The organism is Paracoccus maritimus (assembly GCF_025195095.1).
Classification (GTDB): Bacteria; Pseudomonadota; Alphaproteobacteria; order Rhodobacterales; family Rhodobacteraceae; genus Paracoccus; species Paracoccus maritimus.
On the sequence record NZ_JANAVZ010000012.1, the window covers coordinates 1 to 22,943 of the forward strand.

General features: G+C 62.5%; 22 protein-coding genes. 11 read left to right on the forward strand and 11 right to left on the reverse strand.

Annotated features, from left to right (window positions below; translation table 11 throughout):
• The coding region (locus tag MU516_RS16435) for a YadA-like family protein (protein ID WP_260278357.1) at positions 1–950 on the forward strand (950 nt) is incomplete at its 5' end.
• The gene (locus MU516_RS16440) at positions 944–1,432 is read left to right on the forward strand and encodes a hypothetical protein (RefSeq protein ID WP_260278358.1); all 489 of its coding nucleotides are present in this window, start codon (positions 944–946) and stop codon (positions 1,430–1,432) included. The genes MU516_RS16435 and MU516_RS16440, both read left to right, overlap by 7 nt.
• Positions 1,433–1,466: 34 nt before the next feature.
• Here MU516_RS16440 and MU516_RS16445 read toward each other — a convergent pair whose 3' ends face one another.
• The 8 genes from MU516_RS16445 to MU516_RS16480 all read right to left on the reverse strand — a co-directional run bounded on the left by MU516_RS16445 (position 1,467) and on the right by MU516_RS16480 (position 11,193).
• Positions 1,467–2,348, reverse strand: coding sequence for a 2-oxo acid dehydrogenase subunit E2 (locus MU516_RS16445; protein ID WP_260278359.1), 882 nt, complete (start codon positions 2,346–2,348; stop codon positions 1,467–1,469).
• Between the two features lie 8 nt (positions 2,349–2,356).
• Positions 2,357–3,781, reverse strand: a complete 1,425-nt coding sequence (locus MU516_RS16450; protein ID WP_260278360.1) for an NAD-dependent succinate-semialdehyde dehydrogenase — start codon at positions 3,779–3,781, stop codon at positions 2,357–2,359.
• Positions 3,782–3,798: 17 nt separating this feature from the next.
• Entirely contained in the window at positions 3,799–5,097 is a 1,299-nt protein-coding gene (locus MU516_RS16455) for a biotin/lipoyl-containing protein (protein ID WP_260278361.1), read from the reverse strand.
• Positions 5,087–6,082 (reverse strand): alpha-ketoacid dehydrogenase subunit beta, encoded by a 996-nt coding sequence (locus MU516_RS16460; RefSeq protein ID WP_260278362.1) that lies wholly within the window; start codon positions 6,080–6,082, stop codon positions 5,087–5,089. Before MU516_RS16460 ends, MU516_RS16455 begins: the two co-directional genes overlap by 11 nt.
• Positions 6,083–6,094: 12 nt before the next feature.
• On the reverse strand, positions 6,095–7,072 hold the full coding sequence (locus MU516_RS16465; RefSeq protein ID WP_260278363.1) for a thiamine pyrophosphate-dependent dehydrogenase E1 component subunit alpha: 978 nt from the start codon (positions 7,070–7,072) through the stop codon (positions 6,095–6,097).
• Positions 7,073–7,160: 88 nt separating this feature from the next.
• On the reverse strand, positions 7,161–8,459 hold the full coding sequence (locus MU516_RS16470; protein ID WP_260278364.1) for a M24 family metallopeptidase: 1,299 nt from the start codon (positions 8,457–8,459) through the stop codon (positions 7,161–7,163).
• A 90-nt stretch (positions 8,460–8,549) separates the two neighbouring features.
• Positions 8,550–9,356, reverse strand: coding sequence for an SDR family NAD(P)-dependent oxidoreductase (locus MU516_RS16475; RefSeq protein WP_260278365.1), 807 nt, complete (start codon positions 9,354–9,356; stop codon positions 8,550–8,552).
• A gap of 10 nt (positions 9,357–9,366) precedes the next feature.
• Positions 9,367–11,193, reverse strand: a complete 1,827-nt coding sequence (locus MU516_RS16480; RefSeq protein WP_260278366.1) for an ABC transporter substrate-binding protein — start codon at positions 11,191–11,193, stop codon at positions 9,367–9,369.
• A 204-nt stretch (positions 11,194–11,397) separates the two neighbouring features.
• Here MU516_RS16480 and MU516_RS16485 point away from each other — a divergent pair, with 204 nt between their 5' ends.
• The 6 genes from MU516_RS16485 to MU516_RS16510 all read left to right on the forward strand — a co-directional run bounded on the left by MU516_RS16485 (position 11,398) and on the right by MU516_RS16510 (position 17,662).
• On the forward strand, positions 11,398–12,351 hold the full coding sequence (locus MU516_RS16485; protein ID WP_260278367.1) for a sugar ABC transporter substrate-binding protein: 954 nt from the start codon (positions 11,398–11,400) through the stop codon (positions 12,349–12,351).
• A gap of 206 nt (positions 12,352–12,557) precedes the next feature.
• Positions 12,558–13,523, forward strand: a complete 966-nt coding sequence (locus MU516_RS16490; RefSeq protein ID WP_425606876.1) for an ABC transporter permease — start codon at positions 12,558–12,560, stop codon at positions 13,521–13,523.
• An 11-nt stretch (positions 13,524–13,534) separates the two neighbouring features.
• Positions 13,535–14,527 carry an ABC transporter permease gene (locus MU516_RS16495; protein WP_260278369.1) on the forward strand — a complete coding sequence of 331 codons (993 nt, stop codon included), beginning with the start codon at positions 13,535–13,537 and terminating at the stop codon, positions 14,525–14,527.
• On the forward strand, positions 14,524–16,035 hold the full coding sequence (locus MU516_RS16500; RefSeq protein WP_260278370.1) for a sugar ABC transporter ATP-binding protein: 1,512 nt from the start codon (positions 14,524–14,526) through the stop codon (positions 16,033–16,035). The genes MU516_RS16495 and MU516_RS16500 overlap by 4 nt, the downstream gene beginning before the upstream one ends.
• Positions 16,035–16,904 (forward strand): NAD(P)-dependent oxidoreductase, encoded by an 870-nt coding sequence (locus tag MU516_RS16505; protein ID WP_260278371.1) that lies wholly within the window; start codon positions 16,035–16,037, stop codon positions 16,902–16,904. Before MU516_RS16500 ends, MU516_RS16505 begins: the two co-directional genes overlap by 1 nt.
• Positions 16,901–17,662 (forward strand): ThuA domain-containing protein, encoded by a 762-nt coding sequence (locus tag MU516_RS16510; RefSeq protein WP_260278372.1) that lies wholly within the window; start codon positions 16,901–16,903, stop codon positions 17,660–17,662. The genes MU516_RS16505 and MU516_RS16510 overlap by 4 nt, the downstream gene beginning before the upstream one ends.
• An 88-nt stretch (positions 17,663–17,750) precedes the next feature.
• Here the strand turns inward: MU516_RS16510 and MU516_RS16515 are convergent, their stop codons facing one another.
• Positions 17,751–18,467, reverse strand: a complete 717-nt coding sequence (locus MU516_RS16515; RefSeq protein WP_260278373.1) for a calcium-binding protein — start codon at positions 18,465–18,467, stop codon at positions 17,751–17,753.
• Positions 18,468–18,596: 129 nt separating this feature from the next.
• On the opposite strand from MU516_RS16515, the gene MU516_RS16520 reads away from it, so the two are divergent.
• From MU516_RS16520 to MU516_RS16530, 3 genes are read left to right on the forward strand one after another with little or no spacing between them, the layout of a single operon-like run.
• Positions 18,597–18,917 carry a PepSY domain-containing protein gene (locus tag MU516_RS16520; protein WP_260278374.1) on the forward strand — a complete coding sequence of 107 codons (321 nt, stop codon included), beginning with the start codon at positions 18,597–18,599 and terminating at the stop codon, positions 18,915–18,917.
• Positions 18,917–19,579 (forward strand): response regulator transcription factor, encoded by a 663-nt coding sequence (locus MU516_RS16525; RefSeq protein WP_260278375.1) that lies wholly within the window; start codon positions 18,917–18,919, stop codon positions 19,577–19,579. Before MU516_RS16520 ends, MU516_RS16525 begins: the two co-directional genes overlap by 1 nt.
• Positions 19,576–20,916: a sensor histidine kinase gene (locus MU516_RS16530; RefSeq protein WP_260278376.1), complete on the forward strand. Its 1,341-nt coding sequence runs from the start codon at positions 19,576–19,578 to the stop codon at positions 20,914–20,916. Before MU516_RS16525 ends, MU516_RS16530 begins: the two co-directional genes overlap by 4 nt.
• A gap of 148 nt (positions 20,917–21,064) precedes the next feature.
• Here MU516_RS16530 and MU516_RS16535 read toward each other — a convergent pair whose 3' ends face one another.
• On the reverse strand, positions 21,065–21,601 hold the full coding sequence (locus tag MU516_RS16535) for a gluconokinase (RefSeq protein WP_260278377.1): 537 nt from the start codon (positions 21,599–21,601) through the stop codon (positions 21,065–21,067).
• Between the two features lie 21 nt (positions 21,602–21,622).
• Positions 21,623–22,942, reverse strand: coding sequence for a TRAP transporter large permease (locus MU516_RS16540; protein ID WP_209056750.1), 1,320 nt, complete (start codon positions 22,940–22,942; stop codon positions 21,623–21,625).
• Between the last annotated feature and the right edge of the window lies 1 nt (position 22,943).

A 22,943-nucleotide genomic window follows, 5' to 3' on the forward strand; every position in this document is an offset into this window, starting at 1 on the left:
CTGCGGCAGCCAATGGCCCCTCGACAACGGCCATCGGCGGCGAATCCGTTGCAACCGGCCCCGGCGCCTCTGCCATCGGCTGGCAGTCGATGGCCACCGCCGAACGCGCGCAGGCCTTCGGGCATCTGGCGACCGCGCAGGGCGTGCGTTCGCTGGCCGTCGGTGAAAACGCCGATGCGCAAAGCGACCTGTCCACCGCCATCGGCAATGAAAGCATCGCGAACGGCACCGATGCGTTGGCGCTTGGCGATACGGCGATGGCCAACGGCACCTCGACCACGGCAATCGGTGGCGAATCCGTTGCCATGGGTCCGGGCGCGACGGCACTGGGCTGGCAATCGGCGGCAACGGCTGAACGGGCACAGGCCTTCGGGCATCTGGCGCAGGCGACGGGCGTGCGGTCCACCGCAGTTGGCGAGGCGGCGGCTGCCGCCGGTGCACGGTCCATCGCAGTGGGCGATCAGGCCTCGGCGACAGGCGACAACTCGGTCGCCATCGGCGCCGGCGCGGAAGCGACGGGCGACAATCAGTTCGTGCTGGGCAACACAAGCAACACCTATCGCGCAGCCGGCATCGCCTCCGAAGCCAGCCTGGCGGCGCAGTCAGGGGCGGTCGGCGTGGTCACCTCGGACGCGCAGGGCAACCTTGCCGTCGATCGTTCGCTTGGCACGGCGATGGGATCGCTCAGCAATTCGATCCGGTCGAACTCCAGGCAGATCGAGGACAACAAGGAAGGTATCGCCATGGCGATGGCGCTGGATGCGCCCTATGTCCCCGAGGATCGGACCTTTGCGGTATCGGCCGGGTTGGGCAGCTTCGAGGGCAGTCAGGCCATTGCAGCCTCGATGGGCTATCGCTTCAACGCCAATACCCAGTTTGACGCGGGCATCACCTACGGTATGGATCGTGACCAGATCGGTGGTCGAATTGGTGTGACATACGCGTGGTAAGACATATCGCAACGATACTTCTGGGGGCGCTGCTGCTTGCGGCGACCCCTTTCATGGCCGGAAACGTCAATGCGCAGTCGCAGGACGATGCGCCTCTGGTCGAGGAAAGCTACGCCACCGCCGTGGTCCGCGATGTCCTGACGGCGGTCAATCATGGCAACTGGACAGGCAACTACACGGTCCTGCGCGACTATGCGTCGCCGGATTTCGCGCTGACCAACGACCCGACACGCCTTGCCGGGCTGTTCACGCAATTGCGCGTGCAACGCCTGGATCTGTTGCCTGTGCTTGTCACAGATCCCGTTCTGCTGCGAACGGACCTGGCTGAACAACAGTCCCAGATGCGGCTGACAGGCTATTTCCCGCTGCAGCCGCAACATGTCAGCTTTGATCTGACCTTCGAGCGCGAGGGATCGCGCTGGCTGCTGCTGGCAATCTCGGTCGGAGCTTTTGATCCGATCGAAGAGGGCGAAACCGAATAGCCTGGCCCGATCCTTCGCAGAATCCACTGTTCCGTCATGACACGATCATGCGGCGAGGATCGGCGATCAGCGCCGCGTAATGGGAAAGAAAGCGCGCGGCCTCGGCCCCGTTGATCACCCGATGATCATAGCTGAGGTCCAGCGGGACCATCGGCACAGGTTTGGGAACCCCGTCGTGCCAGACCGTGATCGTTTCCGTCCTCGTGATGCCAAGGATCGCCAGCTCGGGCGGGTTCACGATGGGTGTGAACCCCGTGCCGCCGATCCCGCCCAGATTAGAGATGGTCATCGACGCGCCCACCATTTCATCAGGGCCGATCTTGCGCGCCTGCGCGCGGCCGGCAAGATCGGATATTTCTGCGGCAATCGTCCACAGGCCCTTTCGGTCCGCGTCGCGAATGACAGGCACCATCAGTCCGTGTTCGGTATCGACCGCGATGGCGATATGAACATAATCCTTGATGAAAAGGATCTGGCCGTCCGCCGACAACGAGGCGTTGAACCGGGGATACGCGCGCAGGCAGCGGGCCAGCGCCGCCACATGGAACGCCAGTGGCGTCAGCTTGATCCCACGGGCAGCCGCCTCGGCCTTCCACTGTCGGCGAAGCGACTCGATCGCGGTGACATCGGCGCGATCATGATGGGTGACTTGCGGAATCAACGCGTTGGCCGCTGCAAGATTGGCGGCGGCGACGCGGGAAAACCGGCTGGTCGCCTCTTCTGTGACCGGGCCGTAGGCGACGTGATCAACATCCCAATAGGCAGAGGCCGAAGGGCTGCCCGTTGTGCTTTGCCCGGCCTTTAGATCTTCGCGCGCGATACTGGTCCGGCCAAGGTCACGACCAAGCCGATCCAGATCTATTCCCTTCTCGCGTGCCAGCGCCCGAACCGAGGGCGGTGCGATTACATCCGTCATCCTGTCACCTACCAGCTTGCCGAGATATATTGCGTTTCCATGAACTCCAGCATGCCCTCGTGCCCGCCTTCACGCCCCAGCCCGGATTGCTTGACGCCTCCGAACGGCGCGGCGGGATCGCTGACAAGCCCCCGGTTCAGTCCGACCATGCCATAGTCCAGACGCTCGCAGACCTGCATGGCGCGCCTGAAATCGCGCGAGAAGACATAGGCTACAAGGCCGTATTCCGTATCATTGGCGCGCCGGATCACGTCGTCCTGATCTGTAAAGGTCTGAATCGCGGCGACCGGGCCGAATATCTCGTCATGGACGCAATCGGCGGCTTCGGGGACACCCGATAGAACCGTGGGTGGGTAGAAGAAGCCCCGCCCCTCGGGAACCGATCCGCCGCATTCGATCCGTGCGCCCTTGGCAACTGCGTCCTGGACGAATTCAGCCACCTTGTCCCGCGTCGCCGCGTTGACCAGCGGCCCGACATCCACGGATGGATCGCTGCCGTCGCCCAGCCGCAGCGCGGACATGCGTTCGGTCAGTCGGCGGGTAAATTCTGCCGCGATGGACCTGTGGACATAGATCCTGTTGGCCGCGGTGCAGGCCTCGCCCAGGTTGCGCATCTTGGCCTGCATCGTGCCGTCGATCGCCTCGTTCATGTCGGCATCCTCGAAAATGATGCAGGGTGCGTTTCCGCCCAGTTCCATCGCTGGTTTCAGCACCTGGTCCGCCGCCGATTTCAGCAGCTTGCGCCCCACACCGGTCGAACCGGTGAAGCTGACCACCCGCACGCGCGGGTCGTGCAGCATGTGATCGACCAGGGCCCCTGTCCGGCGCGACGGCAGGACATTCACCAGCCCGGGTGGAACCCCGGCCTCGGCCAGCAGCGGCATCAGTGCCAGCATGGTCAGAGGTGTCTCGGACGCCGGTTTGATGATGACGCCGCACCCAGCCGCCAGGGCCGGTGCGATCTTGCGCGTCCCCATCGCGGCAGGATAGTTCCAGGGCGTCACAAGGACCGCCAGACCCGCAGGCTTGTGCTGGACCATGATCCGTGCGCCGGACGACGGGGCACGGGTGATCATCCCATCGGCGCGAACCGCCTCTTCCGCGAACCAGCGGAAGAATTCGGCGGCATAGGTGGCCTCGCCCATCGCATCGGCACGGGCCTTGCCGTTTTCCAGCGTGATGAGGCGCGCGAAATCGTCAAGCTGCGCGGTCATCAGCTCCCACGCCTTGCGAAGCACTTCTGAACGCTGCCGCGGGGTCCGCGCGGCCCATTCCCCCATCGCGCGCTCAGCGGCATCCAAAGCGGCATCGGCGTCCGCGATATCTGCCGAAGCAACCGAGGCCAGAACCTCTTCGGTAGCCGGGTTAATGACGTCGAACCGGTCTCCGGACTTCCGCCAGTCGCCATCGATGTAAAGGTCGGTATGTTCCATTTCGGCGTTTCCAGATGTCAAAGCAGGTGGCGAAGCGGCTGTTCCAGCCGACCTGCAAATTCGGTGAGAAGGTTGATCGCGTCGCCTGCTTCAAGCTGGGCAGAACTGCATTCCAAAGTGATCGACAGACCGCGTCCGGCTGCCATCATGGTCAGCACGGGAATCTCTGCCGCACCCATCTCGACATGCCGCAGGCGGCTGTCGCGCAGATCTCGAAGCAACAGCGCAGGACGATCGTCGCTGCGCACGACTTGCGACAGATCCGGCCCTGCGGGCACGGAGTAGCTGCGCTGCACGCCCAGACGCTGAATGGCAACCACCTTTGTCCCGGACACGGGCAGGCAGGCACCGGCAAGACCGGCGAGGATCGCGTCGGGATCGGCCAGCCCCTGCGGGTTGCGCGCCCATGAAACGAACTCGGTCAGGCCTTCTTCATCCAACTCGGCTGTCAGGCGCTGCGCGGCGACCGCGGGGCCCGACGCAGCGGGCGACGGCAGGGACGCCAGCCTGTCCAGATCCGCTGCGTGATAGGGCTGCGGATGGCCCGCATCTACCAGCCGCGCAAGGTCCAGGCCGCGCTCGGCCGCCAGTCGCCGCGCCTTCGGAGAGGCAAGAATGCGGCCACCCTGCCTTGGTTGCGCGGACGAACGCGCGTTGGAGGTGACCGGCTGAGACGATTTTTCTGCCTCGGCCTTCTTGGGCGCTGTCACCTTTGGGGTTTCGTCGGGGCCATTTTGAAAGCTGCGCGAGACGGGATTTTCCGGCCGGTCGGCGCTGATGATGGCGACCGCCGATCCGACGGGAACCGTCTCGCCCGCCTCGGCCAGCGTCGCGGCAAGATATCCGGCGGCGCCTGCCGGCACCTCCATCGTGCTCTTGTCGGTTTCGACCTCGAACAGGACATCATCCTCGGCAACCTGATCGCCGGGGGCCTTCTGCCAGTTGACCAGCAGACCGCTGTCCTGCGCCATGCCAAGCTGCGGCATGGTGACTTCCCTGCCCTTGGGCAACGCCGCTGTGGCCGATGCGCCCGGCGTGGCATCCGATTTCGGTTCGGGTTCATCCGCAGGCTCGTCCGCGCTGTCGGTGATGCGCGCAATGATCTGACCGACGGGCACATCCTCGCCCGCCTCGGCCCTGACGCCTGTCAGAAACCCGTCCGCCTGCGCTTCGACCTCCATCGTGGCCTTGTCGGTTTCCACCTCGAACAGCGCATCGCCCTTGGATACGGCATCGCCCGGTTTCTTCAGCCACGAGACGATCTTGCCTGCATCCTGGGCCATGCCCAGTTGGGGCATGGTGACGTCATGCGGCATGGATCATCTCCCCGGCGCACAGCTTGCGCGCGTTCGCGGCGACGTCTTCGGGCGTCGGAACGGTCAGATCCTCAAGCGCGGGCGAGAACGGCACGGGCACGTCCATCGCCCCCATGCGCAGGACAGGCGCATCAAGATGATAGAACGCCTTCTCATTCAGCCTGCTGGCGATCTCTGCGGTGACGCCATAACTTTGGTGGCCTTCGTCGATGACGATGGCCCGGCTGGTCTTTCGCACGCTTTCCAGCAATGTCTGCTCGTCCAGCGGCACGATCGTGCGCGGGTCGATGACTTCGGCCTCGATCCCCTCATTCGCCAGAATTTCGGCGGCTTTTTCCGCCACCTGAACCATCGACGATGTTGCGATCAGGGTGATGTCGCGCCCCTCGCGCTTGATGTTCGCCTGACCGAACGGGATCAGATATTCCTGTTCGGGGACCGGCGCCTTGTCCTGATACATCAGCTTGTCTTCGAAGATCACGACGGGGTTGTTGTCGCGGATCGCGGTCTTCATCAGCCCCTTGGCCTCGTAGGCGGACGACGGCATCGCGACCTTCAGACCCGGAATATGCGCCACAAGCGCCTGCAGCGATTGCGAGTGCTGGGCCGCCGACCGGCGCGTGGCGCCCAGATTGGTGCGCAGCACAAGGGGCACGTTCAGCTTGCCGCCCGACATGTAGTGGGTCTTGGCCGCCTGATTGCACAGCTGATCCATGATCAGGAAGATGAAATCGCCGAACATCAGATCGACGATCGGACGGGCGCCGGTCATCGCCGCGCCGACGGCAATTCCCATGAAGCCCGGCTCGGCGATCGGCGTATCGATGACACGGTCCGTTCCGAATTCCTCGACCAGCCCGGACAGCACCTTGAAGGGCGTGCCCGCCTCGGCGACGTCCTCGCCGATGATGAAGGTCGTCGGGTCGCGGCGCATTTCCTCGGCCAAGGCCTCGTTGACGGCTTGCGACAGGGTGATCTCTCTCATCGTCTCTTCTCCTCAGGCCGCATAGACATGCATGTCGACTTCGGACGTGTCGGGATAGGATGCGGCCTCGGCATAGGCGACAGCATCGGCGGCATCCTTTTCGATCTCGGCATTGATGGCCTCGATCTCGTCCTCGCTCGCGACGCCCTGATCGACCAGCCAGGTGCGGAAGCGGACGATCGGATCGCGATTTTCGCGCCAGTCCTTCTCTTCCGCCTTGGAACGATAATATTCCCGGTTGATGTCGCCGACATGGTGGCCGTGATACCGATAGGTTTCCAGTTCGACGAAGAACGGCCCTTCTCCCTTGCGACAGCGGGCCACCAGCTTTTGCGCCAGTTCGTTCACCGCCAGGACATCCTGGCCATCGATCCTGAACGCCTCGATCCCGAATGCCTCGGCCCGCGCGGTGATCGAGCCTGCGGCGATTTCCTCGGTCCTGGTGTATTCGGAATAGCCGTTGTTCTCGCAGGCATAGATGACCGGCAGTTTCCAAAGCGCGGCCATGTTCATCACCTCGTACATCAGGCCTTGCGCCGTCGCACCATCACCGAAGAAACAGACCGTCACATCGTCGGAACCCTGCAGCTTGGCACGCAGCGCGGATCCGGTCGCGATGCCCATCGACCCGCCGACAATGGCGTTTGCGCCAAGATTGCCGTGGCTTTGATCGGCGATATGCATCGAACCGCCCTTTCCCCGGCAATAACCTTCGGCCTTGCCCAGCAATTCGCAGAACATCTTCTTGAAGTCGGCACCCTTCGCCACGCAGTGCCCGTGGCCGCGATGGGTCGATGTGATGCGATCATCATCGGTCAACGCCTCGCAGATGCCGACGGCCACGGCCTCTTCGCCCGAATACATATGTGTCAGCCCTGGCATCTTCGCCGACAGGTAAAGCTGGTTTGCATTGTCCTCGAAGGTGCGGATGCGGACCATCTGGCGATACATCCGCAAGTAATCCTCGGTGTTTGTCTTGGCACTGGCCATCTGGACCTCCCACGAGGGGCAAGGGCATCGCGCCCCCGCATCCTCTGTTGAAAACACGTCCCGGCCGGAAAGGGCCGGGCAACGACGGTCAATACCGGTTGGCGATCGGCAGTTCTTCGCCCGGGAACAGCGAGATCACCTCGACGCCGGTATCGGTCACAACCACTTCTTCCTCGATCCGGGCCGCGGAATACCCGTCGGCCGCGGGGCAATAGGTTTCCAGCGCGAAGACCATGCCGGTCTGGATTTCCATCGGGTGATCCAGCGATACGGCGCGGCTGATGATCGGCCGTTCATGCAGCGCAAGCCCAAGCCCGTGACCGAATTGCAGGCCGAATGCCGCGTCCTCGTTCGGAAAGCCGAATTCCTCGGCCTTGGGCCAGACGGCTGCAACCTTGTCGGTGGTGACGCCCGGCTTGATCATCGCGATCGAGGCGTCGATCCATTCGCGCGCCTTCACATAGGCGTCGCGCTGCGCGGGCGTCGCACGACCGATATTGAAGGTCCGGTAATAGCAGGTCCGGTACCCCTGATAGGATTGCAGGATGTCGAAGAACGCCTGATCGCCGGGCCGGAAATAGCGATCGGTGAAGTTGTGGGGATGCGGATTGCAGCGTTCGCCGGAAATCGCGTTGATCGCCTCGACATCGTCCGAGCCCATTTCATAGAGCATCTTGTTGGACAGCGCGACGATGTCGTTTTCGCGCACGCCGGGCTTAAGTTCCTCGTAGATCATGTGATAGACGCCATCGACCATGCTGGCCGCCTGGGTCAGCAACTGGATCTCGTCCCAGTTCTTGATCTCGCGCGCCGCCAGCATGATCTGCTGACCATCGACCACGTTGATCCCCTCTTCCCGCAGCGCGTGGAACATCGCCGTTTCGGCGTAATCCACACCCACCGGCATGTCGGCCATGCCCGCATCACGGATCAGGCCCGCGATCTGTCTGGCATATTTGCGCATCAGCCCGAATTCAGGCGGGATCGTGCCGCGCATGCCCACGACACCGGCAAGGCAGTGATCAGGCTCCAGCCAGTCGGAATATTTCTTGTGATGCATGGCTGCAGAGCCGAAATCCCACACATATGGGCTGTCGTCCCCGGTCAGCAGGCAGAAGCGACACATCTTGTCGCGTTCCCATTCGCCGATCTTCGTCGCGCTGACATAGCGGATGTTGTTGACGTCGAACAGCAACAGCGTTCCGGCGTTGGACGCTTTCAGGGCCTGACGCGTGCGGGCAAGGCGATAGCGGCGCAACCGGTCATGGTCGATCCGGCGTTCGAAATCGACCGAAGTGTGCCCCCAGGCAGGCAGGCGACCTTCCCACCGCCAGTTCGGTTCAAGGTCTTGCGGTGTAAGAAGATTCGGCATCAGGGCGCGGGACATGGAAAATCCTTTCATCGGGCAGGCCGACGCCCGCCCCGGTTTAGGGTCTGTCTGTGGGTGGATGGCCGGCGCGCAAGCCGGCCTGATTGGTCACTGGATGCACCAGCCCCCGTCGATATGGATCATCTGGCCGGTCATGTAGTCGCTATCGGGACTGACCAGGAACGCGGCCGTGCCCTTCACATCATCGGGATAGGAGACGCGCTTGATCTGCAGGGCATCGCGGACGATGTCTTCGTAGGCCTGCCCTTCCTTGTCCTTGAACCCGATATCGACCAGATCCTTGTCAAGCTGTTCCCACAGCGGCGTCACCACGACGCCCGGCGCATAGCCGTTGACGGTAATGTTGTGTTCCGACAGCGCCACCGCACCGCAATGGGTCAGTGCAAGGCAGCCGTATTTCGAGGTGCAGTAGACGGTCACGTCGACCAGCGGCTTTCGCGAGGCGATCGAACCCACATTGATCAGCTTGTAGGGATAGTCCTGCTTGCCCTGCCGGATCATCTGACGCGCGGTTTCCTGCATGCCCAGCCACATCGCCTTGGTGTTCACGTTCATGATGAGGTCCCAGTTGTCCTCATCGATATCCATGAAGAACCGCGGCTTGTTCAGTCCGGCATTGAACAGCCCGACATTGATCAGCCCGAATTCCTCGACCGTTGCCGCGACGGCGGCGGCATTGTCCTCGCGCTTGGTGACGTCCATGCGGACCGCGATCGCCTTGCCGTTTCCGGCCTGATTGATCTGCTGCGCGATCTCTTGAGCTGCGTCCAGATCCAGATCCCCAAGGCAGACATTCGCGCCCTGCTCGGCGAAGTGCTGGGCATTGGCGGCACCCATGCCGCGGCCCGCGCCGGTGATCAGAATATTCTTGCCCTTCAGGCGATTGGGGTCCATCGGATCCTCCCTAGGTAAGCGGTTTTCTCATGATTTCCTCGGCGCGGGCCTGCGCGCGCGCCAGGGCGTCTGCGGGCGGCGCGATGCCCCGCAGCATGTCGTGCAGTTCGTGACCGCAGATGCGGATGATGTCGGAAATCTGCGGGATGGGCGGACGCGGCCAGAACTGCAGCTCGTCGCGCCACGACATCTGATCCACGGTTTCGAAAATCGCCGACAGACCGTGCACTTCCGGATCGGCGCCCACCGAATAGCGGGGCGCGGTGCGGCTGCCATTCTGCGCATACAGTTTCTGCGCAGCGGGCGAGGTAAAGGCGATCAGCGCCTCGACGGCGCCCGCAACGCGATCCTCGGCAAGATTTGCAGGCACCGCCAGGACATATCCGCCCACGGGGGCGATCGGCGCCCCCTCGGGCCCGTGCGGATGCGGCAGATAGCCTGTTTGGCCATGTGCCGGGCAGGTTTCGTCCAGTTCGAAATACGGCGCAAGCAGCGTATAGCCATAGGCCATCGCAACCTTTCCGGACGCGAAGGGGCGGACGCGTTCATACCACGACATGGACAGGATATCGGGGGGCGAATAGTCCATCAGCCGGACAAGATATTCCGCCGCCGCCAGCGCGCGGTCGGAATCCAGCCGCGGCCTGAACTCGTGCCCTTCCAGATGGTCGGCATCGAAACCGCCCGCCGTCCGGGGCAAATCGATGATCGGCTGCCCGAACGCGGCACAAGTCATCATGAAGGTGTGGCCCAGTGCGGTGCCCCGCGCGGCGTTCCACGCCACACCATATTGGCCATTGCGCGAATCGTGGAAATGACGCGCGGCGGCGATCACGTCGTCCGTCGTCCGCGGCGGCTCCAGCCCGGCCATCGCGAACATGTCCTTGCGATAGAACATCAGTTCCGGCGTGGTCTGGCTGGGCACGGCATAAGGCACCCCATCCCAGTGCGCCGCACGCCAGCCAGCCGTATGGAAGTCGCTGGGGTCAAGCCGCGCGACATCCATGATGCGATGCAGCGGCTGGATCAGACCCTTCTTCACGAATTCGCCGACCCAGGGCAGATCCAGCGCGATCAGGTCATAGCGGCTCTTGCCGCGTTCTGCATTGCGCAGCGCCTCTTCGCGCAGCCTGTCGATCGAGAAGGCGCGCTGATGAATATCGACGCCGATGATCTGTTCGAATTGCCGCTTGAGATGATCCATGACCATGAAGGTCGGATCGCCATGGACAAGGATGCGCAGCCCGCCGGGCAGTCTCAACGGCGATTGCAGCACATGCGGCGGCGGGATCATTGCCTTCCCCGGAACATAGGTGCCGCCGAAGTAATAGTCCTCGTGGGCGCGATCGGGTTGGCCGCCGGCAAACGTCGTGCTGCCGATCCGGTCGATACGATCCGCCAACTGGTTGAAGCGTTCCAGCAGTGCGGGGCTGGGATGCAGCGAGAAGCTTTTCCCCGATTTCGTGCGCGGTCGCTGTTCGATCAAACCTGCGGCCTGTATGTCGTGCAGCTTTCGCACGGCGGTCGCATAGGGCACGCCCGCCGACGCCACGATGGATGACGCAGACACCAGCCGTCCCTCGATATGACAGCGCAGCAAATGCAGCACCATGTTCAGATGCGGGTTCGGGGTATTTGGCTCCAACGCGGCTTCGATCTCTCCGCCGAGTTCGGCCAGGAACGCCACAATCCGCGACAACTCGGCACCGGCGGGCTTTGATGCGCGCCGCTCGGACGTTGCCGTGCGAGCTTGTCCATATCGGATATTTTGGGCAAGTTCCTGTTGCATGGCGTCTTGCGGCGAGGCCTTTCCCTTGCTGGTTGTGCGCTTTGTCATCGTCGTGCCTCCCGTTTTGATCCGGTTTGATACTCAGTCGATACGCGGTTTTGATCCATTCTGGACATCTGATTATCCAGAATGAACAAAAATGCGTGTGCTAGTTGGCGCTGAATGCCGCTGGATTGGTTCAGGTCGCATCGGACGATTCCCCAAACGGAACGCCGGGCGAAAGAGGACGAAAATCCAGGGAGGAGATGAGGAATGAAACGCACCATCAAGGCGATGCTGGCCTGCAGCGCAGCGATGCTGGGCACGGCAGCAGCAGCCGAAACCATGACGATCGGCATCACCCAGAACAATGTCGGCGTGGACAGCTATCAGACGACCTACGAGAAGGCTTTCATCGAAGCCGCCGACGCAAATCCGGATGTCGAGGCCGTCGTCCTGGACGCGGGCGGCGACGTCGCCCGCCAGATCGCCCAGATCGAGGATCTGATCCAGCAGGAAGTGGATGCGATCATCATCTGGCCGACCAACGGAGAGGCCGTTATCCCCGCCGTGCGCAAGGCCAAGCAGGCTGGAATTCCGGTCGTCATCACCAATTCGAACATCGCCGAGCAGGGCTTCGATTTCGTCAGCTCGTTCTCGGGTCCGGACAACATCACGCAAGGCGCGCGCGCGGCCGAAATCATGTGCGACAAGTTCAAAGAGATGGGCACCGACACCGAGGCGCAGATCGTCCAGATCAGCGGCCAGCCGGGCTATACCACCGCCATCGAACGCGCCAAGGGCTTCGAGGATCGCCTGCCCGAGGTCTGTCCCGACGTGACCCTGCTGGAATCCCAGCCCGGCGACTGGAACCGCGAGAAATCCCAGCAGGTCATGGAAGCGTTTCTGGTCAAATATGACGACATCGACGGCGTCTATGCCGGCGATGACAACATGGGCGTCGGCGCCCTGAACGCCGCCAAGGCCGCAGGACGCGCGGGCGATATCATCTTCGTCGGCGCGACCAATTTCTCGGTCGGATACGAAGCGATGGAGGCCGGCGAATACTGGGGTTCCATCTACCAGTCGCCCGTCGATGACGCCAAGGCCGCGCTGCAAACCGCCATCGATATCCTGGGCGGAAAAGAGCTTCCGTTCCTGAACTACTTCGACACTCCGAAGATCACCCAGGACAACATGGCCGAGTTCGACAAGCCCGTCTTCTGATGTTCCTCGGGCATATGCGGTGCCGTGATCCATGGCACCGCATATGTTTGACCGTCGCTGCGACCCTGCAGCGCCGGACGGCCGGTTTGCGCATCTGGCGCAATCCAGAGGCGGGACAATCCTGTCTGGCAAGGCCAAAGGGACCGGTGGAACATTGCTGCGGCAGGGATGCCGCGAGACGATAACGGGAGGAGATAATGTCAGCGATGACACGACAAGGCGTGGCCAAGTTGCTTGCGCGACAGGGCATTCTGGTGGCGTTCGTCCTTTTCATGGTCGTATTCGCCATAGCCAATCAGCGATTTCTGGCCATCGACAACATTTCCGGGGTGATCCGCTCGTCCGCGATTCTCGGAGTAATGGCGCTTGGCGTGACCTTTGTCGTCATCGGCGGCAATCTGGATCTTTCGGTCGGGTCCATGATGTCCTTCTCGACGATCGTCGTTCTGGATCTGCACGACAAGCTGGGTCCGACGCTGGCGATCCCCGCCATGTTCGGGCTGACACTTCTGCTTGGCGCCTTCATCGGCGTCTTGGTCGGATACCTGAAACTGAATTCCCTTATCGTCACTCTTGGGATGCTGTCGGCGATCCATGGCCTGACGCTGACATGGTCGGGCGGAAAGAACATGGACATCGCCGACAAGGAAGCCACCTGGTTCAGCGTCTTCGGACAGGGCGACATTGTCGGCATCCCCGTTCCGATCCTGATTTTCGCGCTGCTGGCCGGGGCGCTCAGCCTTGTGCTTGGGCGAACGCCCTTCGGCCGCAAGGTCTATGCCGTGGGCGGTAACGGCGTCGCGGCGACGTTCTCGGGTGTGCCTCGCGCCCGCGTCGTGTTCTTCACCTATCTGATTTCCGCTTTCTGCGTGGCGACGGCAGGGCTGATCCAGGCCAGCCGCTCGCTTGGAAGCCAGAACACCGTGGGCCAGGGGATGGAACTTGAAGTCCTGGCCGCTGTCATCCTGGGCGGCGCCTCGCTTCTGGGCGGATCGGGCACCGTTTTCAAGACGGTGATCGGCGTTCTGATCCTGGGGTTCATCCAGAACGGGCTGCTGCTGGTAGGGCTGGAATTCTACGCCCAATACATCGTGACCTGGATCATCATCATCCTGGCCGTCTGGCTGGACATCGCGGCCAAGCGTGGCCGGCTGTGGTCGTCGATCGCCTGAGGAGGGGAACCATGACTAAGGAAAACCTGATCAAGCAGGGGGCGATCTGGGCCTTCATCGCGGTCGAGCTGATCTTCTTCACGGTAATGGGCGATATCCTGTCCGTCACCAGCAAGTCGTTCATGGATTTCGAGAACATGCTGTTGTTGCTGAAACAGTCGGCACCGATCGGGATCATCGCGCTTGGCATGACGATCATCATGGTCAACGGCAATATCGACCTGTCCGTCGGCGCGACATTCGCCCTGTCGGCAGTGGTCCTGCTGGACAGTTTCTCGTGGCCGTTCATGGCCGCGATCGGCGACTGGGCGATCCCCCTTGCGTGGTTCTTCGCGCTGGCGACCGGCCTGATTCTGGGCGCGATCAACGGGCTGATCGTCTGGAAGACAGGCGTCGACGCCTTCATCGTCACGCTGGGGTCGATGCTGGGCTATCGCGGTCTGGTCTTCATGTATAACGGCGAACAGCCCACCAGCCATCTGAACTGGACGCTGGTAGATTTCGCCGAGTTGCAGTTTCTGGGCCTGCACACCGCCACGTGGTTCCTGCTTCTGACGGCTTTGGGGTTGTGGCTGCTGATGACCAGAACCGTGCACGGCCGCAACGCCTATGCGATCGGCAACAACCGCGAGGCGGCGGTGAATGCAGGAATCCGTGTCGGTCCCCACTTCCTGATCAACTTCATGCTGATCGGGTTTCTGGCGGCCCTGTCGGCGGTGGTGTTCTATTCGGAAAGCGGCTCGGTGAACCCCAATGACGGCACGCTTTACGAATTATGGGCGATCACCGCCGTCGTGCTGGGCGGCACCAAGCTGACCGGCGGCTACGGCTCGATCGTATCGACGCTTGGCGGGGTCATCGCGATCCAATTGCTGCGCAAGGGCCTGGGCCATATCGGCGCGGACACCGAAACGGTCAATCTGGTGATCGGCCTCATCCTCATCACGGTGCTGTTCCTTGACCGGCAACTGAACCGTCAGGGCAAAGAGGAACTGAAGACATGAACAACGATATCCCGATCCTGCGACTGGAAGGCATCGTGAAGACGTTTCCGGGCGTCCGCGCCCTGGACGGTGTCAGCTTCAACGTGTTGCCGGGCGAGGTTCATGCCCTGATGGGCGAAAACGGCGCCGGAAAATCGACGCTGATGAAGGTGCTTGGCGGCATTCACCAGCCCGACGAGGGCCGTATCCTGATCGCGGAAGAGCCGGTGGTGATGACGTCCCCGATTCAGGCCAAAGCCAAGGGGGTGGTCTTCATCCATCAGGAACTGAGCCTTGCGGACGAATTGAGCGTGGCCGAGAATATCTTCCTTGGCGAATTGCCCCGCAAGACGTTCGGGCGGGTCGACTGGACCCGGCTGTATGCCGAAACGGATGCGATCCTGAAGACGCTGAATGTCGGCTTCAATGCCCGCACCCGCGTCGGCGACCTGTCGATCGCGAACCAGCAGATGGTCGAGATCGCGCGCGCCCTGACCGTCGATCCACGCGCCGTCATCTTCGATGAACCGACAGCGTCGCTGACGGACGCGGAAAAGGTGGTGCTGTTCGACGTGATCGCCGATCTGAAAACCCGTGGTGTCGGGATCATCTATATTTCGCACCGCATGGAAGAGATCTTCAAGATCACCGACCGCATCAGCGTCCTGCGCGACGGCGAATATCGTGGCACGCTGGTCACCGCCGAAACCGACGAGGACAAGGTCACCCAGGCGATGATCGGCCGAAGCCTGGATCTGACGCGCAGCCCGCTGCAGCACGAAATGGGCGACATCGCGCTGGAAGTTCGCGGCCTCGAATGCGGAGCATTGTATCAGGATGTCAGCTTTTCTGTCCGCAAGGGTGAGGTGGTCGGTTTCTACGGGCTGGTCGGCGCGGGGCGCACCGAGATCGCCGAAACCATCTTCGGCCTTCGCGCACCGTCCGCGGGCAAGATCCTGATCAACGGGCAGGAAGTCCGCATCGGATCACCGATCGAAGCGATCCGACTGGGCATCTCGCTGGTCCCCGAGGATCGAAAGGGGCAAGGCCTTGTTCTGGGCATGAACTGCCGGGACAACATGACCTTGCCGCAGGTGGATGACATGACCGCGGGGCCGTTTCTGGCAAACGGCGCAGAGGTGGCGATCTTCGATCAGTATCGGGACAAGCTGGACATCCGCACGCCGGGTTGGCGGCAACAGGTCGGCAATCTGTCGGGTGGAAATCAGCAGAAAATCGTGATCGGCAAATGGCTGTCGATGCATCCCGAAGTCCTGATCGTGGACGAACCGACGCGCGGTATCGATGTCGGCAGCAAGTCCGAGATCCACAACCTGATCCGCGAACTGGCCGCGCAGGGCTATGCCGTCATCGTCATCAGTTCCGAGATGCCCGAGGTTTTGCATGTCTCGGACCGGATCGTTGCCATGCATAACGGCCGGATCACGCGCGAATTCACCTCGGACGAGGTGACCGAGGACAGCCTGATCCAGGCAATTTCCGGCATCGCATCCGACAAGGTGGCGTGATGCGGATAGGTTTCGCCGGTCTGGGCCGGATGGGCGCCTGCATGGCCCGGAATCTGGCGCTTGCAGGGCATGATCTGACGCTGTGGAACCGCTCGGCCGGCAAGGCGCGCGACCTGGCCCACGAATTGGGATGCAGGACGGCCCCGACGCCTGCGGCCCTGGCCGCAGAGACCCAGATCGTGGTCACCATGCTGGCGGACGATGCCTCGTCGCGTGAGGTTCATGCTGGTCGGGCGGGGCTTTTTTCAGGTCACAGCGCGCAGATCTTCATCGAAATGGGCACGATGAGCCCATCGCATATCGCTGAACTGGTCGAAACGGCCCCGTCCGGCACGCTGGTCATCGACGCGCCGGTGTCGGGCGCCACCCAGGCGGCGGCGGATGCACAGCTGCTGATCATGGCCGGCTGCACCGACGATCTGGCCAGGCCGCTGATGCCGGTTCTTAACGCAATGGGTCGTCACACGATCTGCCTGGGACGTTCCGGCGCAGGCGCGGTGATGAAGCTTGCCGTGAACTCGCTGATCCACGGCATCAATCAAACGCTGGCTGAAGCCATGACCTTGGCCGAAGCGGCGGGTATCGCGCCCGCGACCGCCTTCGACGTGATCGAGAACAGTGCCGCCGCCGCGCCGATGCTGTCCTACAGACGGCCGCTGTATCTGGACGAAACCGCGCATGACGTCACCTTCACCGTTGCGCTGGCGCGCAAGGACATGGAGGTGACGGCGGCGCTGGCAGCCAGTCTAGGCACGTCGATGCCGCAGGGACAGGTGACGCTGGACATGCTGCGACGCGCAGAAACCAAGGGCTATGGCGCGCGCGACATGGCCGCGATTCTGGATTTCATCAGGAAGGAGCCGACATGAAGGCCGCAGTTTTCGTGGGCGGATGGGAAGGCCACGCACCGATCGATTTCGCAGACTGGTACAGGACGCTTCTGGAAGCGAACGGGTTCGAGGTGGTCGTCTTCGACACGCTGGAGCCGCTGGAGCGCCCGGATGATCTGGCCGATCTGGACCTGATCACGCCAATATGGTCATCCGCGCGATCCGGACATCGCGAGGAATTCGGCAATATGACGAAGTCTCAAGAGGACGGTCTGCTGAAGCTGATCGCAGCAGGCTGCGGACTGGCCGGATGGCACGGTCACATGGGCGACGCATTTCGCGACCGACCAACCTATCACTTCCTGATCGGCGGTCAGTTCGTCGCTCATCCGCCCGGCTGGCCCGACAACCTGCAACCGGCCGAGGATTACATCGACTACGACGTGACAATCTGCCAGCCCGACCATCCTCTGGTGCAGGGAATCCGCAGTTTCCGCATCCGGTCCGAACAATATTACATGCTGACAGATCCGTCGAACAACGTGCTGGCGACCACGACCTTCTCGGGCGACCACCTGTGGTGGATCGAGGGAACGGTGATCCCGGTGACATGGACCCGCCGCTGGGATCGCGGCCGGGTGTTCTACTGTTCCATCGGTCACGAACTGGACGACCTGAAACTGCCGCAGGTGACCGAGATGATCCGCCGTGGCGCGATCTGGGCGGCAGAGGGCAAAGAAGCCGCCCGTTCGGCCCTGGCACCAGAGCGCGAGCAACGGACGGCAAGCTTCACCTGACAGATACGCGACCGAAGGCCATGCGGCGTCGGTCGAATTGCCGCATCTCCCGCGGTTTCATCCAACGGGAAACGAGGCAATTCATCGATCAGAACGTGAAGTCTGACAGGTCCAGATCGGATTTCTGCATGTCCTGAATGCTGACAGAGGTGCTGCCGTTGAGGCGCAGGACAAGATCGTCTCCCCGCTGCTCGGCCTGGTTGATGATTCGCTGCACTTGCGCACGACTGAAGTCGTCCAGCTCCAGGCGGTCGGTCCCGTTCTCGAAATCGGTGATGACATCGCGGCCATCTCCTAATTCGAATTCGAACACGTCCTGACCGCGACCACCGGTCAGGATGTCGTTTCCATGACCGCCATCCAGCGTGTCGCGGCCAAAGCCCCCAGAAAGCCGGTCGCGTCCACTGCCGCCCTCCAGTTCATCATTGCCCCAGCCGCCCCACAGACGGTCGTTGCCACTTCCGCCGTCCAGTTCATCGTTGCCCCAGCCGCCCCACAGACGGTCATTGCCGCTTCCGCCGTCCAGCTCGTCATTGCCGGATCCGCCCCACAATCTGTCATGACCGGATCCGCCCTCCAACTCATCGTGGCCGGCCTCGCCACGCAGCCTGTCGTTCCCGGCCCCCCCCTCAAGCTCATCATGGCCGCCGCCGCCAAGCAACGCATCATGCCCGTTTCCGCCGAACAGTTCATCGTTGCCGCCATAGCCCCAGATCCGATCATTTCCGTTCAGGCCGAACAGGAAATCGTCCAGACCTGTACCCTTTATCTGGTCATTGCTACCCGTGCCCCATCTGCGTGCCATGTGATCTATCCTTTCAACTGAAATCGCGGCGCTTGCCGCATTGCAAGGACGGCTTACAAGCATGCGGCTGACAGCAGCCTGACGGCCATTGTCAGCGAAATGTCAGCGACGCCGCACTAAAGGATGACGATGCGTTCAATCCACCTAGCCTCATTTCTGTTCGTGACCCTGTCCCTGCCCGCAGGCGGAGAGTCCACGCCGACCCGGACCAGTGACTACGAGATGGCAACAGAGGCCGTGACTCGAGGCGATTTCATGCCTCTTGACCAGATCCTCGATATCGTGTCGCTGTCCCATCCTGGGCGACTGGTAGAGCTGGATCTGGAAATGGAAGACGGCCGATGGGTCTATGAGGTAGAGCTTATCACCCCACAGGGCCGATTGATCGAGGTGGAACTGGACGCAGCCACTGGCGACATCCTGACCGTCGAAGACGACGATGACGACTGATGCGCGCTCTGATTGTCGAAGATGATCGCCGGATCGCCGAGGACTTGCAGCAGGCCCTGCGCGGCGCTGGATTCGTGGTCGAGCATGTCGAGGACGGAGAACTAGCCTGGTTTCAGGGCTCGACCGAAGCCTATGATCTGATCGTCCTGGATCTAGGCCTTCCTCGGCTGGACGGGCTTACGGTCCTGAAACGATGGCGCGCCGAAGGCTGCGACAGTCCGGTTCTGATCCTGACGGCGCGCGGAGCCTGGACAGAGCGCGTGGACGGTATCGATGCCGGGGCGGACGATTATCTGCCCAAGCCGTTTCGCATGGAGGAATTGACAGCGCGCGCGCGGGCCTTGGTGCGCCGTGCCGGTGGCCTTGCCGCGCCCCGGCAGCAGATCGGCCGGATCCTGGTCGATCTGAATCGCATGTCCGTCACGGTTGACGGCAACCCCGTCGTTCTGACGCCTCTGGAGTTCCGGCTTGTCGCCTATCTCGCCTTGCATCGGGAACGTATCGTGCCGCCGACGGAATTGCTGGAACATCTCTACGGTGACGACGAATCGCGCGAAACGAACGCACTAGAGGCCGTCGTCACGCGACTGCGCCGAAAGCTGGGACAAGGTATCCTCCTGACCCGACGCGGCTTCGGTTATGGACTGGATGACGGTAAATGAGACCGCTTTCGCTGCGCTGGCGATTGCTTGTCGCTGGCGGTGCCGCGATTCTTGTCAGCCTCAGCGTCGGCATCGCCGGGCTTGCGGCGCTTTTCGATCGACATGTCGAGCGGGTGGCCGTTGCGAATCTGGAAGCGCGCGCGCAGGCCGTGATCGCGATGGTCGAGCCGGTTGCGGGCGGCGCACCGATCCTGCGACAGGCGCCGCGTGACCCGAACTATGATCAACCTTTCTCGGGTCATTACTGGCAGCTGCGCCTTGGAGAAAGGACGGTTCGATCCAGATCACTATGGGACTATGCCTTTCCAATGGCAGAGACCGCCAGGCACGGCGCGCAAGAGGTCGTCAGCCTGACCGGTCCGCGAGGAAATCAGCTCTTGGCGATCGAGCGGCACCTGCTGGTCGGACGCGGCCCAGAGGCCGTTCCAATGGCGGTGATCGTCGCCTCCGAGCGTGCAGAATTGGTCAATGCCCGGCGCGGCTTCTTTCGGGATCTACTGCCATATGCAGCCGCGATGGCCGGGCTGCTGCTGGCGGCCTTCGTCGCGCAGGTGATGATCGGCCTGCGGCCACTGTCGCGCATCGCGGCGCGGATCACGGATCTTTCGCTTGGCAAGCGTGCCCGGTTGGGGGGCGATCTGCCGTCCGAGGTCATGCCTCTGGCGAGGCAGCTTGATCTGTTGCTGGACGACCGGGACAGGGAAATGGCCAGGGCACGCCACCGCGCCGCAGACCTGGCGCACGGCTTCAAGACGCCGTTGCAGGCCTTGATGGGGGATGCCGGCGAACTTCGCCGGCTGGGTCAGGCGCGTATTGCCGACAATGTCGAAAGCGTGGCCAAGACCATGCATCGCCTCGTTAGCCGCGAACTGGCCCGCGCCCGGATCCAGTCGGATCGCGCCAGTGCAACCTGCGATGCAGCCGCGGTGGTGGACAGGGTGGTAAGGGTCCTTCAGCGCGTGCCTGCCGGACGTCGCATGGATTGGCAGATTACCGTCTGTGACAATGCGATCGCCCGAATGGACGGGGACGATCTGACCGAAGCCGTCGGCGCCCTGCTTGAGAATGCCGTGCGCCACGCAGTCAGCGGGGTGCGGATCGAGATGTCCCGAACCGCCAAGATGATCCATATCGAGATCAGCGACGACGGCCCCGGCATCCCCGAGAAAGACCTTGCCCGACTGATGCAGCGCGGCGAACGGCTGGATAGTTCCGACGGTCAGGGCATCGGACTTGCCATTGTCTCGGATATCCTGGACGCGGCAGGAGGAAGGCTGAGCATGATCAATGCGCCGGCAGGTCTGAAAGTCACGGTATCGATCCCCGGCGCAGATTGATCTCGGTGCGGGGATATTTCCTGAGCGGACCGGACCCCGCGACCCGGAATGCGCATCAGGACGGCATGGTCGTCGCAGGCTGCGATTGACCGTCTGCCGCGGAACTGGCCAGTTGCGTCAAGTAACCTTCGCGCCCGAGAACTTATTCTCAGGCTTTTGCCTCCAACAGTGCGGCCATCGCCCTTTGGGTCACATCTTCAAGCGGATCGCTCATATCCAGACAGATCGCGCGCTCGTTCGGCAAGGGTGGCTGCAATGTGCTGATCTGCGAATCCAGCAGCGCGGGCGGCATGAAGTGCTGGCGTTCTGACATGCGCTTGCGGATCAGCTCTGGCGGTGCCTGCAGCATGATCAGCCGCAGCGGTCCAATCCTTTCGCGCAGGAAATCACGGTAGCTGCGCTTGAGGGCCGAACAGGTGAACACGGTCGGCCGGGCCGCGCAGGACGCCTTGACCGCTTCCGACAGGGCCGAAAGCCATGGCATCCGCATCTCGTCGGTCAGGGCGCGGCCCGCGCTCATCGCGGCCTGGTTTTCAGCAGGATGATAGTCGTCCCCTTCGATGAACACGGCACCGATCCGATCAGCCAGTGCATGGGCGAATGTCGATTTGCCGACCCCGCTTGGCCCCATGACCATCACGCACAGCCCGGCGGGGACGGTCCTGGGTTCAACGGCGCCCATCATTGGCTTCTCCTCTGGTCTCGTTCAGCGCCCGGTAATTCCCGGAAACGCGATCAGCAGCGACACTGCCAATATCTGAAGCGCGATGAAGGGCAACAGGGACCGGAAGATCATTCCCAGCGAAATATCGGGCGGGGCGACCGATTTCAGGTAGAACGCTGCGGGGCCGAATGGCGGCGACAGGAAGCTGACCTGCATGTTCATGCAGAAAAGTACCCCGAACCAGACCGGGTCCATCCCCAGATCGGTGATGATCGGGACGAAGATCGGCATTGTCAGAAGCGCGATCCCAACCCAGTCGAGAAAGGCACCCAGGATGAACAGGATGCCCATCATCACCAGCACGATCACTGTCGGATTGTCGGAAATTCCGGTGATCAGGTTCGACACGAAATCGACGCCGCCCATGAGGTTGTAGACGCCGACGATTGCAGTCGCGCCGATGCCGATCCAGACGATCATGCCGACCGTCGCCAGTGTCTGAATGGCCGCGTCTCTTAGCAGTGCATAGGTGAATTCGCCGCGCAGGATCGTGGACAACACCACCCCGCCCACACCGATGGCCGAGGCCTCGGTCACCGAGGCGATGCCGCCATAGATCGACCCCAGCACCATCACGACCACAAGGATCGGCAGCGCCAGCCCCTTCAGCAGCCGCATCTTTTCCTCGCGCGGGACCGGCGTCGGATCAACGTCCGGCACCGCACCCGGCGTCAGATAGGCGCGCGCCAGGATATAGGCACAGTAAAACATGGCCAGCATGAAACCCGGCAGGAACGACGCCGTGAACAGGTCACCGATCGAGACGTTGGCGGTCAGCCCATAGATGATCAGCACGATCGACGGCGGAATCATGGTGCCCAGAGAGCCGCCGGCACAGACGACGCCGATGGCAAGGCTGCGATCGTAGCCAAGCCGCAGCATCTGTGGCAGCGCCAGCAGGCCCAGCAGCACGATCTCGCCCCCGATGATGCCCGACATGGCGGCAAGGATCACCGAGACGAAGACCGTCTGGATGGCGACGCTGCCCCGGACCCGCCCGGCGAACAGCTTCATGGCGTCGAAAAGGTCGCGCGCGATCCCGGATCGGTCCAGGATGGCCGCCATCAGCACGAACATCGGAACCGATACGAAAACGAAGTTCATCACGAAGGAATAGACCCGGCTGGTGATCAGCGGGATCGACATCGGGCCGAACCATCCCAGCGCGAAGATCAGCGCGACCAGCAGCGTCACGAAGGCAAGCGGCATCCCGGTCAGAAGCAGCACGACCAGCATGCCGAACATGACCGCCGTGCCCCATTCGATGCCCAGGGATTGCAGATTGAATCCAAGCTCGATCATC

Coding starts and splice junctions, on each gene's coding strand:
- MU516_RS16470 (WP_260278364.1), bottom strand. CDS start 8,459: ATGTCCCGCGCCCTGATGCCGAATCTTCTTACACCGCAAGACCTTGAA.
- MU516_RS16530 (WP_260278376.1), top strand. CDS start 19,576: ATGAGACCGCTTTCGCTGCGCTGGCGATTGCTTGTCGCTGGCGGTGCC.
- MU516_RS16490 (WP_425606876.1), top strand. CDS start 12,558: ATGACACGACAAGGCGTGGCCAAGTTGCTTGCGCGACAGGGCATTCTG.
- MU516_RS16445 (WP_260278359.1), bottom strand. CDS start 2,348: ATGACGGATGTAATCGCACCGCCCTCGGTTCGGGCGCTGGCACGCGAG.
- MU516_RS16485 (WP_260278367.1), top strand. CDS start 11,398: ATGAAACGCACCATCAAGGCGATGCTGGCCTGCAGCGCAGCGATGCTG.
- MU516_RS16495 (WP_260278369.1), top strand. CDS start 13,535: ATGACTAAGGAAAACCTGATCAAGCAGGGGGCGATCTGGGCCTTCATC.
- MU516_RS16520 (WP_260278374.1), top strand. CDS start 18,597: ATGCGTTCAATCCACCTAGCCTCATTTCTGTTCGTGACCCTGTCCCTG.
- MU516_RS16465 (WP_260278363.1), bottom strand. CDS start 7,072: ATGGCCAGTGCCAAGACAAACACCGAGGATTACTTGCGGATGTATCGC.
- MU516_RS16480 (WP_260278366.1), bottom strand. CDS start 11,193: ATGACAAAGCGCACAACCAGCAAGGGAAAGGCCTCGCCGCAAGACGCC.
- MU516_RS16540 (WP_209056750.1), bottom strand. CDS start 22,942: ATGATCGAGCTTGGATTCAATCTGCAATCCCTGGGCATCGAATGGGGC.
- MU516_RS16535 (WP_260278377.1), bottom strand. CDS start 21,601: ATGATGGGCGCCGTTGAACCCAGGACCGTCCCCGCCGGGCTGTGCGTG.
- MU516_RS16510 (WP_260278372.1), top strand. CDS start 16,901: ATGAAGGCCGCAGTTTTCGTGGGCGGATGGGAAGGCCACGCACCGATC.
- MU516_RS16475 (WP_260278365.1), bottom strand. CDS start 9,356: ATGGACCCCAATCGCCTGAAGGGCAAGAATATTCTGATCACCGGCGCG.
- MU516_RS16460 (WP_260278362.1), bottom strand. CDS start 6,082: ATGAGAGAGATCACCCTGTCGCAAGCCGTCAACGAGGCCTTGGCCGAG.
- MU516_RS16450 (WP_260278360.1), bottom strand. CDS start 3,781: ATGGAACATACCGACCTTTACATCGATGGCGACTGGCGGAAGTCCGGA.
- MU516_RS16515 (WP_260278373.1), bottom strand. CDS start 18,467: ATGGCACGCAGATGGGGCACGGGTAGCAATGACCAGATAAAGGGTACA.
- MU516_RS16455 (WP_260278361.1), bottom strand. CDS start 5,097: ATGCCGCATGACGTCACCATGCCCCAACTGGGCATGGCCCAGGATGCA.
- MU516_RS16505 (WP_260278371.1), top strand. CDS start 16,035: ATGCGGATAGGTTTCGCCGGTCTGGGCCGGATGGGCGCCTGCATGGCC.
- MU516_RS16525 (WP_260278375.1), top strand. CDS start 18,917: ATGCGCGCTCTGATTGTCGAAGATGATCGCCGGATCGCCGAGGACTTG.
- MU516_RS16500 (WP_260278370.1), top strand. CDS start 14,524: ATGAACAACGATATCCCGATCCTGCGACTGGAAGGCATCGTGAAGACG.